The sequence below is a fragment of the Erythrobacter sp. genome, assembly GCF_024305245.1.
Classification (GTDB): Bacteria; Pseudomonadota; Alphaproteobacteria; order Sphingomonadales; family Sphingomonadaceae; genus Erythrobacter.
In genome coordinates this window covers 15661-27415 of record NZ_JAMWYX010000006.1, presented here as the reverse complement: position 1 = coordinate 27415, position 11755 = coordinate 15661, and the positions used below count along the sequence as shown (strand labels likewise).

The window sequence follows — 11755 nt, the reverse complement described above, 5'->3', positions numbered from 1 at the left end:
GGCACGCGTGACGACAGATTTCCCCTTTGCTGCGGTCGGGTTCGATCTCGATGGCACCCTGCTCGATACCTTCCGCGATCTGGGCGCGGCGGTGAATCACGCGCTCGTGCTGGGCGGGTTTGCCGAGGTGTCGGTGGAGAGCAGCAAGGATCTGATCGGCGGCGGGGCGAAGGTCATGCTGGCCCGCGCTCTGGATGCGCAAGGCGGCGTGCCGGAGGACGAATTCAGACGGCTCTACAAGGCAATGCTGGCCTACTACGCCGATCACAACGCCGTCCACACCGCGCCTTACCCGGGCGTGCGCGAGGCTTTGGCCGAGCTTGCAAGCATGGGCGTGCGCATGGCGGTGGTCACCAACAAGTTCGAAAGCTTCGCCCGCAGCGTGCTGACCCAGGTCGATCTGATCGATGTTTTCGATGCAGTGATCGGCGGAGACAGCATGGGCAAAGGGGAGGACGGCAAGTTCCTCGCCAAGCCGCACCCTGCCCCTGTTCTGGCAGCGCGCGAAGCCTCCGGCGGCGGGCGAATGGCATTCGTCGGCGATTCGTCCTATGACGTGCGCAGCGCGAAAGCAGCGGGCGTTCCGGTGCTTGCGGCAGGTTATGGCTATTGCGACGCGGCCCCGCATGATCTGGGCGCAGACGGGGTAATCGATTCGTTCGAAGAGCTTGTCCCCGCGCTTCATCGGCTTGGCCAACGGCTTGGACAATCCGACTGACCTTACGGCATCCGCCGCTGACAGTTCGGCTGTTGCAAGGCACGCGCGAAAGTGCCACGCAGCGCCCGCCATTCAGGTTTACGCGGGCGTAAAGCGCGAACAGCGCCGCGCCCCACTCGCAAGACAGGAGAGACACGCATGAGCATCGATTTCAAGGACAAGGTTGCTATCGTTACCGGCGCCGGCGGCGGTTTGGGCAAGGCCTATGCATTGGAACTCGCCAAGCGCGGCGCGAAGGTCGTGGTCAACGACCTTGGCGGATCGCGTGACGGCACCGGCACTTCCGACGCGGCAGCCCAGGTGGTCGAGGAAATCGAACGCGCAGGCGGCGAAGCGGTCGCCAATGGCGGTTCGGTCACCGAATACGACCAGATGGAAAAGATGGTCGCGGATGCCAAGCAGAAGTGGGGCGGCGTCCATGTCCTCATCAACAACGCGGGCGTGCTGCGCGACAAGACCTTCATCAAGATGGACCCGGCCGATTTCGAATTCGTGGTCAAGGTTCACCTCACCGGCAGCGCCTTCGCCACCAAGGCGTGCTGGGAAACCTTCCGCGAACAGGGCTATGGCCGCGTGCTGATGACCGCGTCCTCCACCGGCCTGTTCGGCAATTTCGGTCAGGCAAACTACGGCGCGGCCAAGCTGGGCCTCGCCGGTCTGACCAAGACGCTGCAACTTGAAGGCGCGAAGTACAATATCCGCGTCAACACGCTGTCGCCGGTCGCGGGCACCCGCATGACCGAAGACCTGTTCCCCGAAGAAGCATTCAAGCTGTTCGCGCCGGAAAACGTGGTGCCAGCCGCGCTGTTCCTCGTCAGCGAGGATTCGCCCACCAACGCCATCGTCGGCGCGGGTGCGGGCGGTTTCCATTCCTCGTGGACGGTGATGAACGACGCCGTGTGGCTGCCCGAAGGCGAGCGCACCGTCGAAGGCTTCGCCGCGCATTGGGAAGAGATCAATTCCTTCACCAACCTCATCACCCCGCAATCGGGCAGCGAGCAATCGGGCAATATCCTCAAAGCGATGCAGAAGGTCACCGGCACCGGACCGGGCAGCGCCCGCGGGTAAGCCGATTTCCGCCGATGCAATCAGGCCCGTCCCTGCAAGGGGGCGGGCCTTTGCTTTGCCGGGCCTAATCGACCGCCTTCAGCAGCCGGCGTTCCATCGGCGCAAGCACGTTCGCCAGATCGTGCCCACGCTTCAGAACCTGCCCGTGTTCGCCGAACAGCGTCCACATCCCCTGTTTGGACCTTAACGCCGGGCGCTTTTCCACCCGCGCCTGCGGGCGCTCGGCTGCACGGCGAAAGGCGGCGAAGGTGGCGGCGTGCTTGTCGAAATCCATCGCATAGTCGCGCCATTCCCCGGCGGCGACCATCCGGCCATAAAGATCGAGAATGCGCATCAACTCGGCCCGTTCGAACCCGACCTGCTGCGCGCCGCGCCCCGGAAAGCTCACCACCTGCCCGGCGAGGCCGGTCATCTGCCCGCTATTCTTCAATCTTCGGTTCCGCTTTTCAAAGGCGCTTCATCCGGCATCGGTGCACCGCGATCGGCCAGAAGCGCCTTCATCTCCGCCATCTCTGCCTTGAGGCTCGCCAGTTCGGATTCGAGCTTTTCCACGCAATCGCGGCGCGGACGGCCCTCGTCATCGCAAGGCGGATCATCGCAGGGCGTGCCGTAGGGGATGAATTCGCGCAGCCATTGTTCGGCGGGTACCAGCGTGGACCGTGCCTTCAGCCCCACCATCGTCGCGCCTGCAGGCACATCGTCGGTCACCACTGCATTGGCGCCCACACGCGCACGTTCGCCGACAACAATCGGGCCGATGATCTGCGCGCCCGAACCGATTATGACATTGTCCTCCAGCGTCGGGTGGCGCTTGCCGCCCTTGCCGTTGGTGGGATTGGTGCCGCCCAGCGTCACGCATTGATAGATCGTGACATCATTGCCGATCTCGGCAGTCTCGCCGATCACCGTAAAACCGTGATCGATGAACAGGTTGCGGCCGATGGTCGCCCCGGGATGAATGTCGATCGCGGTCAGCAACCGCGACAGGTGGTTCACGAACCGGGCGAGCAAATACAGCCGCGCATAGAACAGCCAGTGGGCGATGCGGTGGAACCCCAAGGCCAGCACGCCGGGGTAAAGCAATATCTCCCAGCGCGAACGCGGCGCCGGGTCGCGGGCGCGGACCGAGTCCAGATAGCTGATCAGCCGATCGAACATGTTGTCTCAATCCCACCAAACGCCTTGCGATGCAACTCGCGGCGAGGAGCTAGAACAAGCGTTGCTGCTCCGGGCCGTGCAGAGCCTCGAGCGCAGCGCGCCATACCGACATGGTGGCAGGGCTCTGACGTTCAAGGCTGATGCGGTCGATTGTCGCCACCAGCGCCTCGATTCCGGCAAAGCTGCGGGTCGTGCGCGGCACGAGATATTCGGTCGCACCATCGGGCAAGGTCAGGCCGCGCTGCTCGGCATGGGCAAGGATCAACTCGCCCGTCATGGCATCATCGGGCGCGCCGATCTCCAGTTGCAGCGACCCGCCGATACGCGAGGCAAGATCGGGCAGCGCAATGCGCCAGCCCGTGCCGTCCTCATCGACATTGGCGACCAGCAGCAGCGCCGCCCCTTCGCGCGATCCACCCTGCTGCACCGAATTCCACTGGTGAAACAGTTCGGTCTCGTTGGCGGCTTGCGCATTGTCGATCACCGCCAGCCGCTCGGCTCCGGCAAGGCTCTGCGCCCAGCGCGCCAGCAGCGTCTTGCCGGATCGCAGCGGGCCGGTGAGCACAGCGACATGAAACGGCCAGCGCGAGGGGTCCTGCAACGCCTCGATCACCTGCGCATTGGCGTTGCCGATGACGATGCGCTGCGCTTCTGCCTGCTTGCGCGCCGCCAGCGGCAGCGCGATCTGGGAGGGGGGATTGCGGCTCATGCGCGCGTGCTTCCCGCCGGTCAGCGGCTGATGGCGAGCGCGTTCGCCCCCCGCCGCACCGTAAACCCGCGCGATTCGAGCGCCGCGGCGAGTTCTTCCAGCGTTCCGGCATAGCTGACGCTCATCACCGAAGTGCCGCCGATGGCGGTGCTCGTCACACCCACCCCGCGCACGCCTGCCGAGCCGCGCACTGCACCGAGTGCGCCGTCGAACGCTGCTGCATCGGGGGTCGCGAACTGGACCACGATAGCGCGCACGGCCGCCTCGCCCGGCTCCGTGCCGGTAGTTGGCTGCGCCTCGATCTGCGGGGCATTGCCCGCCGCTGCCGCTGCCGCTCCGGCTGCCGCCCGCTCGCGTGCGGCGCGGCCGATGTCGATCAGGCGCTGGATTGCCGGATCGACATCGCCCGAACCTCCCAGCCGCAAGGTCGGATCGGGCCTGAGCTTGCCGCTCGCCAATGCGCCGGTGAAGATCGTGTCCATCCGGTCCACCGCACGGCCAAGCATCGCGGGCACCTCGTCGGGACCGGTGGCCTCCAGCGTAAAGGTTTCGAGCAAGTGGCTGTCGGGGCCGTACCGCGCGGTGAAAGTACCGTTCACCGGCCCGCCGGGAAATTGGTAGTCGAGCCGGGCGAACGCCATCAGCGTATCGGCAGCGCCGTATTGGTCGAGCGTGCTGCGCCACCACGCGCGGCTATGCCGTCCGGTCTGGCCGAAATTGATCAGCAGCGAATCGCCCCCCGCCCCGCTCGGCCGGACATAGTCGATGCGGCTGGAACCGGGATTGAACTCGGCCCAGGCGCGCTGCCATGCGTTGCGCCGTTCGAAAGCGGTGTAGGTGCCGCCGCTGACCTCGACCGGGATCAGCAGCATCGGCGCCGATCGCACCGCCTGCTGCGCGCCGCCGAGATAACCGCTTGCGCGCTGACGATCGAACACCACGCCGAGCGTTGCGATATACCGCTTCGGCCCCAGCCGCTCGCGCTCGATCACCACGGCCGAAACCAGCCCATCGAGCTGGCTGTCGGAAATTGTCGGGCCCTTGATCTTCTCCCACGCCTTGCGCTGCGCCTCGCGCCAGCCCTTGCTGCGCGCTTCCTCGGCAGAATCGGCGGTGACATCGACACTGATGCCGCGCACTTCGATATCGGCGCTGGCGGCGGTGGGGGCGATCCCGCGCTCGCCCGCCACCTGCGCCACCAACGCGTAGCCGCCACCCAGCAGCGCAAGTGCCAGCGCAACCCCGCCCAACTGACGGATCAGCGGGCGAACACCGGCGTCGCGGGGGGCGGCGCCATGGCCGGGCAGGGAGAGAGATGGGCTCATCGGGGAAAATCGCGTGCCTTTTGCCCAATGCCGAGTGGAATTCCAAGCGCGAAAGGGTAATGACCCATGCATGAGCGGTACAAACTCCCCTTACACCTATGCCGAGGCAGGTGTTTCGATCGAAGCGGGCAATGCGCTGGTGAAGGCCATCGCCCCGCTGGCCAAGGCCACGGCGCGTCCCGGTGCGACCAGCGAGCTGGGGGGATTCGGCGGATTCTTCGACCCCAAGGCAGCGGGTTATAGCGATCCGCTACTGGTCGCCGCCAATGACGGGGTCGGCACCAAACTGAAGCTCGCGATCGAGCATGACCGGCACGACACCGTCGGGATCGATCTGGTCGCGATGTGCGTGAACGATCTGATCGTGCAGGGCGCCGAACCGTTGTTCTTCCTCGATTATTTCGCCACCGGAAAGCTGGAGAACGGCGTTGCCGAGCGCGTGATCGCCGGGATCGCGGAAGGCTGCAAGATGGCAGGCTGCGCGCTGATCGGGGGCGAAACCGCGGAAATGCCAGGGATGTATGCCGCAGGCGACTATGATCTCGCGGGCTTCTGCGTCGGCGCGGTCGAGCGCGGCGAGCAGTTGACCGGCGACAGGGTTGGGCCCGGTGACGTGCTGCTGGGCCTCGCGTCTTCGGGCGTGCATTCCAACGGCTATTCGCTGGTGCGGCGCTTGGCGGCGGACAAGGGCTGGAAACTGAACCGCCCCGCCCTGTTCGATCAGGAGCAATTGCTGATCGACGCGCTGATCGCACCGACGCGGATTTATGTAGCCAGCCTGCTGCCGCTGATCCGCGAAGGCCAGATCAATGCGCTGGCGCACATCACCGGGGGCGGGCTTCTGGAGAATATGCCGCGCATCCTGCCCGATGGCGCGCACGCGGTGGTCGATGCCGACCTGTGGCCGCAGCCGCGCCTGATGGCGTTCCTGCAGGCGCAGGGGCACATCGAGCCTGAGGAAATGGCGCGCACCTTCAACTGCGGGGCCGGCATGGTGCTGGCCGTGGCGGCGGACAAGGTGGCGCTCGTGACCGAACGGCTCGAAGCGGTGGGTGAGACCGTGTTCCCGGTCGGCCGGATCGAGGCAGGCGACAAGGGCTGCACCGTGCGCGGCAGCGTGGAGACCTGGTCGGCCCAAAGCGACTGGAGCGCGACGCACCTTGGCTGAAAAGGCCCGCATCGCCATCCTGATCTCCGGCGCGGGCACCAATATGGCGGCGCTGCTCTATGCCAGCCGCATGGGGGATGCGGCTCATGAAGTGGTGCTGGTGGGCAGCAATGATCCCGCAGCGCCCGGCCTGCGGCTCGCCGAGCTAGAAGGCGTGCCGACCTTCGCCCATGCGCACAAGGGAATGACCCGCGAGGCACATGACGCCGCGATGGAGGCCGCCGTGATCGCCGCAGGCGCGGACTATATCGTGCTGGCCGGTTACATGCGCATATTGTCGGACGCGTTCGTTCAGCGTTGGCAGGGCCGGATGATGAATATTCACCCGTCGCTCCTGCCCAAATACAAGGGGCTCGACACCTTCGCCCGCGCCATCGAAGCCGGAGACAGTCACGCAGGCGCAAGCGTGCATCTCGTCACGCCGGACCTCGATTCGGGCGAAGTGCTGGCGCAGGCGCGGGTTGCCATCGCGCCGGATGATACGCCCTCCACCCTCGCCGAGCGGGTGCGTTTTGCCGAACACCAGCTCTACCCGCGCGCGCTGGCCGAGTATGTCTCGCGCTGGCGCGATCCGGCCGCGCTGCTGGAGCGGGTGCGCGCGCTCGCCCTCGCACTCCCCGAAGCGGACGAGCGCGAAAGCCACGGCAGCCCCGGCTTCCGCGTCGGCGGGGACAAATCGGGCAAGTTCTTCGCCTATTTCGCTGATCAGCACCACGGCACGCCGCACATCGCGCTGCTGGCGCGCACCGGATCGATGGATGAGCTTTTGAACCTCGTGGAAAGCCAGCCCGAGGTCTATTTCAAGCCCGCCTATTACGGTGCGAGCGGCTGGGTCGGGATCATCCTCAACCGTCCCGGTGTCGACTGGGACGAGATCGCGCGATGGCTCCAGCGCAGCTGGCGCAGCGTCGCGCCCAAGCGGCTGACGCGCTTGCTGGACATCGCGGACGCGTTCTGATGGCACCCATACGCGATCACCTGCTGGCGCGCGGGGCGCTGGCGCAGCGGGCCAATGACTTCCTCGGCAGGGCGTGGGCCAAGGGCTGGCTTCCCCCGCCCGATCTCGATCCGGACGCGCTGTGGGCGCTCGCTGCCAAGCCCTATGGCACGCAGGCCGGGGCGGCAGAGCATGGTGGCAGGAGCGCCGAGGACGTCGCCGATTTCCGCGAGCGGCTGACGCGGATCATCGCAGCGGCCCAGACCGAGGCCGACCTCAATCCGCTGGGCCGGACGATGGCGTGGGGCCAGTTGGCGCGCATGGTGAAGAACCGCCTCGCCTTCGGCGCGCTGTGGCTGGAGCGGCCCGAACTGATCGCCACACCGCTTGCCCCGCCGATCATCGTCATCGGTCACATGCGCAGCGGCACCACCCGCATCCACAAGCTGCTGGCCGCCGATCCGGCGCATTCGCACACCCGCTATTGCGACGCCTACCACCCCGTACCGGGTCGCTTCGGCATGAACCGGATCGTCGGCGCGCTGGAACTGGCGATGCTAGGCGCGCTCAATCCGTGGATGCAGTCGATCCACCCGATGGCGGCGGGCGCGGTCGAGGAGGAGCTGGCGTGGATATCGGCTGCGTTGCACCATTCGATCTACGAATCGCAGTGGCATATTCCGAGCTATTCGGCCTGGAGCGAAGCCCGCGATCCTGCGCCCATCTACCGCGAATTCGCCCGTATCCTGCGCACCGACGCCGCGCATCGCGGTGTGGCCGACCGCCCGAGGGTGATGAAGGTGCCCGCCTTCGCCGAAGATATCCCCAGCCTGCTGGCGCAGTTCCCCGATGCCCGGCTGGTGCTGGCGCACCGCGATCACGATGCGGTGCTGAAAAGCGCTGTGTCCCTCGCGGCGAACCAGATGGCGATCCAGTCCGACACCTGCGATCTGGCGCAGATCGAAGCCCGCTGGCGGCACAAGATCGCCTTGCGCGAAGGGCGCATGACTGAGGCGCTGGCGGGGTGGCAGGGCCCAGTGGCACAGCTGCATTTCGATGATCTGAGCGCGGATTGGCAAGGCGCGATCCGGCGGTGCTATGCCGATCTGGGCCTCACCCTGACATCGCAGGCATTGGCGGCGATGCGCAAGCTGATGGCAGCGAGCGAGGGCGGCCATCACCATGCACACGCGGATCAACTCGCCCGCTTTGCCCAGGCGGGTTGAGGAACTGGCTTAGATTTTCCAAACCCGTGGGGTAAACGAAAAAGGCCGCCCCTCGCGGGACGGCCCTTTGCATATCAGCCGGTCCGAAAAATCAGCCGACGATTTCGTCGTCGTTGAAGAAGAACGCGATTTCGATCGCAGCGTTTTCTTCCGAATCCGAACCGTGCACGGTGTTCTCGCCGATCGACAGCGCCAGTTCCTTGCGGATCGTGCCGGGCTCGGCGTTTTCGGGATTGGTCGCGCCCATGATGTCGCGGTTGCGCGTCACGGCGTCTTCGCCTTCGAGCACCTGCACCACCACCGGCTCGCTCATCATGAAATCGACCAGTTCGCCGAAGAACGGGCGTTCGCGGTGCACGCCGTAGAAGCCTTCGGCCTGTTCGCGGGTCATGTGGATGCGCTTGCTGGCGACGACGCGCAGGCCGGCATCTTCCAGCATCTTGGTGACCGCGCCGGTCAGGTTGCGGCGGGTGGCATCGGGCTTGATGATCGAAAAGGTGCGGGTAACCGCCATGATGTAAGCTCCTGTGAACGTCTTTTTATGGGGAATCTTGGCCGCGCCCGTAGATGCTGCGCTGCAAAATGGCAAGCGCCGCAAAGCGCGATCCCGCGCGCAAAGCAATACAGCGGTCAGTGCGGCGTAGCGCGGGTCAGCCCGTCTTGCTGCCGATAATCAACTGGCCGGTTGTGGCATCGCCATCGCCCGGAGTCGCCGTAACCGACAATGTCGACCCGTCAGCCTTGCGCTCCCCGCCGATCATCAGACTGCCATTCATATTGGCGTCGATCTGAATGTTGAACCCGGCGTCCTCGGCCTCCTTGCGGAAATGGGCCATCACGTCGGCAGCGGCGGCATCGGTTTCGAACATCACCATCGTGCCCTTGCCATCGGGCTGGTCGACGACGGTGTTGGTGATGACCTTGGCACCGGGATAGAGGCTGAAGCCGTCAGGCAGATCGACCGGCACATCAGCGCCGGAACGCAAGGTGGCGGTGCCGTCCTCGCCCTTGATCGTCATGGAGGTTTCGCCGCTGTTCTTGTCGATGGTGTATTCCGCGTTCTCACCATCCTCGGTCGTGAATTCGCCCGAAGTTTCCGAACCGCAGGCTGCCAGCATCAGCATCAGCATCGCGCCGCCAGCCATCGCCCTCGCCATACCCATTGCCCGTTTGCGCATCTTCCTGTTCCCCCAAATCCGGTCCAGCGCGCCAACATCACTCATTGCAGCGCCAGCGGCAAGCCCTCATCCCTTCTTGACCCAGCGCCCGTCTTCCTGCGCAAAATAGGCTCGTTCGAGATCGGCGTGACCATCCTGCGCGCGCCATGCCTTTCGCGCTTCGGGCGCACCGTCCGGAGCGAACAACAGGAAGACGCGAGCAAACCCTTCGCTGTCGCGGAAGACGCCATCGGCGAGGATCAGGCGGGTCGCCCCGTTGGGTGCGGCAAGATCGCCCGACAGCAGAATCGGTTGGCGGTCGGCACCGGGCGCGTCAGCCTCGCCATTCGCGAGGAAACTGTCCGGCCCGGCCTGCCACAATTCGCGGGCGATCGCGGCGCGCTGATCGGCATCGGCGGCCACCACCAGCACCCGCTCGCCCTCGCCGAGCACGCGCTTTGCGATCAGGGCGACGACTTTTTCGACCGGATCGTCAGTGACCTGCCAGAAATCGAGCTTCACCGGCTATCCCCCTTTGCCGCGCCTGCAGCGGTCGGAACAATACTTCACATTGTCCCAATCGCGCTCCCACTTTTTGCGCCATGCAAAAGGCAGCCCGCAGGCGAGGCAGGTCTTTGTCGGCAGATCGGATTTGCGCCTCATTTTCGGCATTATTTGCCTGCGGGCGCGTCCGCGCCCTTGCCTTCCTCGCTCACGCGACCTGAAGGTCGCATCGCTGCGGGCGCGCAGTCGCGCTTGCGGCCCTTCAGGCCGATTTGCGCCCTTCCGATCAACCTTCGACCACATCCCGCACGAACTGGTCGAGCAGCCGCACGCCATAACCCGTCGCGCCCTTGTCCCATGAATGGCCGGGCTTGGAGGCCCACACCATGCCGGCGATGTCGAGATGCGCCCACGGGGTGCCGTTCTTGATGAAGCGCTGGAGGAACTGCGCGGCGGTGATCGATCCGGCCTCGCGCGGGCCGACATTCTTGATGTCGGCGATCGGCGAATCGATCAGCTTGTCGTAATTCGGCCCCAGCGGCATCCGCCACAGCTTGTCGCCGCTGGCCTTGCCCGCTGCGGTCAATTGGTCGGCCAGCGTATCGTCATTGGCGAACATCCCGCCATGTTCATTGCCCAGCGCAATGATCATCGCGCCGGTCAGCGTGGCGAGATCGACGATCCGCGCCGCGTCATATTGTTCCTGCGCCCAGTGCAGTGCATCGCACAGCACCAGCCGCCCTTCGGCATCGGTGTTGAGCACTTCGACCGTCTGCCCGCTCATGGTGGTGACGATGTCACCGGGACGCTGCGCCTTGCCGTCGGGCATGTTCTCGACCAGACCCATCACGCCGATGATATTGGCCTTCGCCTTGCGCCCTGCGAGCGCCAGCATGGCCCCTGCAACCGCGCCAGCACCGCCCATGTCCCACTTCATGTCTTCCATGCCCGGCGGCGGTTTCAGCGAAATACCGCCGGTATCGAAGGTCACGCCCTTGCCGACGAACACGGTGGGCTTGTCGCCTGCCGCGCCGCCGTTCCAGCGGATCGCGAGCAGTTTCGATTCGCGTTCCGAGCCGCGACCCACGCCGACCAGCGCGCCCATGCCGAGCGCTTCCATCTCGGCCTCGCCCAGCACGGTGATTTCAACACCGGTGCCAGCGAAAGCTTCCTCGCACGCGGCGACGAAGCTGGCGGGGTAGATCACGTTGGCCGGTTCGGCGACCAGCACGCGGGTGAACTCGACCCCCTTGGCCAGCGCCGCCTCGCGCTGCCACGCGGCTTCGGTGCCGTCGGGCGCGCCGGTGACATGGATTGTGGCGAGGCTGGGGCGCTTGTCCGCCGCCAGCTTGGTGCGATACTTGTCGTGCCGCCATCCGCGCAGGCGCAGGCCCAGCAGCACCGCCGCGGCATCATCTGCAGAAAGCCCCGCGCCGCCAAGGTCGAGCACCATCGCGGTCTCGCCCGAAACCAGATACTTGGCGGTTAGCCCTGCGCCTGCCCGTTCGAGGTTGAGCCTCCGCTCGCCCGCAGTCGGCTCGCCCGCGCCCGCGAGCGCGATCCGCCGCAGGGTACCACCGTCGCTGGCGAAACCTTCGAACACCTGACCGACACGGCCAGTGAAGCGCGCCGCTGCCGCACCATCGACCAGCGCCTGATCGATCCCGGCAAGGCTGGCACCCTGATTCACGATCCGCGCGCGCAGGCGGATATCGGCGGGGGGCGAGGCGGTGAAATGAATCTGCATGGTGTCTCCGCTGGAAGGGGCAAGCTGCCGGCGCAGCG

General features: G+C 65.9%; 14 protein-coding genes. 5 read left to right on the top strand and 9 right to left on the bottom strand.

The genetic code is table 11. The features are described 5' to 3' along the window. Positions 1 to 7: 7 nt before the first annotated feature. Both Q0L48_RS09985 and Q0L48_RS09980 read left to right on the top strand, forming a co-directional pair. Positions 8 to 718 (top strand): HAD hydrolase-like protein, encoded by a 711-nt coding sequence (locus Q0L48_RS09985; RefSeq protein ID WP_296720418.1) that lies wholly within the window; start codon positions 8 to 10, stop codon positions 716 to 718. A 138-nt stretch (positions 719 to 856) separates the two neighbouring features. Then, on the top strand, positions 857 to 1786 hold the full coding sequence (locus Q0L48_RS09980; protein ID WP_296720417.1) for an SDR family NAD(P)-dependent oxidoreductase: 930 nt from the start codon (positions 857 to 859) through the stop codon (positions 1784 to 1786). A 64-nt stretch (positions 1787 to 1850) separates the two neighbouring features. Here Q0L48_RS09980 and Q0L48_RS09975 read toward each other — a convergent pair whose 3' ends face one another. Genes Q0L48_RS09975 through Q0L48_RS09960 form a run of 4 tightly spaced genes read right to left on the bottom strand, consistent with a single transcriptional unit; the run spans position 1851 to position 4978 of the window. Further along, on the bottom strand, positions 1851 to 2198 hold the full coding sequence (locus Q0L48_RS09975) for a DUF2794 domain-containing protein (RefSeq protein WP_296720412.1): 348 nt from the start codon (positions 2196 to 2198) through the stop codon (positions 1851 to 1853). 14 nt (positions 2199 to 2212) lie between these two features. Then, a complete protein-coding gene (gene epsC / locus Q0L48_RS09970) occupies positions 2213 to 2944 on the bottom strand; it encodes a serine O-acetyltransferase EpsC (protein ID WP_296720410.1) in 732 nt (243 codons plus the stop codon). Positions 2945 to 2993: 49 nt separating this feature from the next. Continuing rightward, a complete protein-coding gene (locus tag Q0L48_RS09965; RefSeq protein ID WP_296720408.1) occupies positions 2994 to 3653 on the bottom strand; it encodes an ATPase in 660 nt (219 codons plus the stop codon). A 20-nt stretch (positions 3654 to 3673) separates the two neighbouring features. Further along, positions 3674 to 4978 (bottom strand): heavy-metal-associated domain-containing protein, encoded by a 1305-nt coding sequence (locus Q0L48_RS09960; protein WP_296720405.1) that lies wholly within the window; start codon positions 4976 to 4978, stop codon positions 3674 to 3676. A 70-nt stretch (positions 4979 to 5048) separates the two neighbouring features. On the opposite strand from Q0L48_RS09960, the gene purM reads away from it, so the two are divergent. The 3 genes from purM to Q0L48_RS09945 are packed head-to-tail and all read left to right on the top strand — an operon-like array spanning position 5049 to position 8309. Next, positions 5049 to 6146: a phosphoribosylformylglycinamidine cyclo-ligase gene (purM, locus tag Q0L48_RS09955; protein WP_296720402.1), complete on the top strand. Its 1098-nt coding sequence runs from the start codon at positions 5049 to 5051 to the stop codon at positions 6144 to 6146. After that, positions 6139 to 7104 (top strand): phosphoribosylglycinamide formyltransferase, encoded by a 966-nt coding sequence (purN, locus tag Q0L48_RS09950; RefSeq protein ID WP_296720400.1) that lies wholly within the window; start codon positions 6139 to 6141, stop codon positions 7102 to 7104. The genes purM and purN overlap by 8 nt, the downstream gene beginning before the upstream one ends. Beyond that, on the top strand, positions 7104 to 8309 hold the full coding sequence (locus tag Q0L48_RS09945; protein ID WP_296720398.1) for a sulfotransferase: 1206 nt from the start codon (positions 7104 to 7106) through the stop codon (positions 8307 to 8309). Before purN ends, Q0L48_RS09945 begins: the two co-directional genes overlap by 1 nt. 91 nt (positions 8310 to 8400) lie before the next feature. Here the strand turns inward: Q0L48_RS09945 and ndk are convergent, their stop codons facing one another. The 5 genes from ndk to Q0L48_RS09920 all read right to left on the bottom strand — a co-directional run bounded on the left by ndk (position 8401) and on the right by Q0L48_RS09920 (position 11717). Continuing rightward, positions 8401 to 8823, bottom strand: coding sequence for a nucleoside-diphosphate kinase (gene ndk, locus Q0L48_RS09940; protein WP_296720395.1), 423 nt, complete (start codon positions 8821 to 8823; stop codon positions 8401 to 8403). A gap of 136 nt (positions 8824 to 8959) precedes the next feature. Further along, on the bottom strand, positions 8960 to 9487 hold the full coding sequence (locus tag Q0L48_RS09935; protein ID WP_296720393.1) for a hypothetical protein: 528 nt from the start codon (positions 9485 to 9487) through the stop codon (positions 8960 to 8962). Positions 9488 to 9553: 66 nt separating this feature from the next. Beyond that, on the bottom strand, positions 9554 to 9988 hold the full coding sequence (locus Q0L48_RS09930; protein ID WP_296720391.1) for a DNA polymerase III subunit chi: 435 nt from the start codon (positions 9986 to 9988) through the stop codon (positions 9554 to 9556). 3 nt (positions 9989 to 9991) lie between these two features. After that, entirely contained in the window at positions 9992 to 10138 is a 147-nt protein-coding gene (locus tag Q0L48_RS09925) for a DUF2256 domain-containing protein (RefSeq protein ID WP_296720390.1), read from the bottom strand. A 118-nt stretch (positions 10139 to 10256) separates the two neighbouring features. Further along, positions 10257 to 11717: a leucyl aminopeptidase gene (locus Q0L48_RS09920; protein WP_296720388.1), complete on the bottom strand. Its 1461-nt coding sequence runs from the start codon at positions 11715 to 11717 to the stop codon at positions 10257 to 10259. Positions 11718 to 11755: the final 38 nt, after the last annotated feature.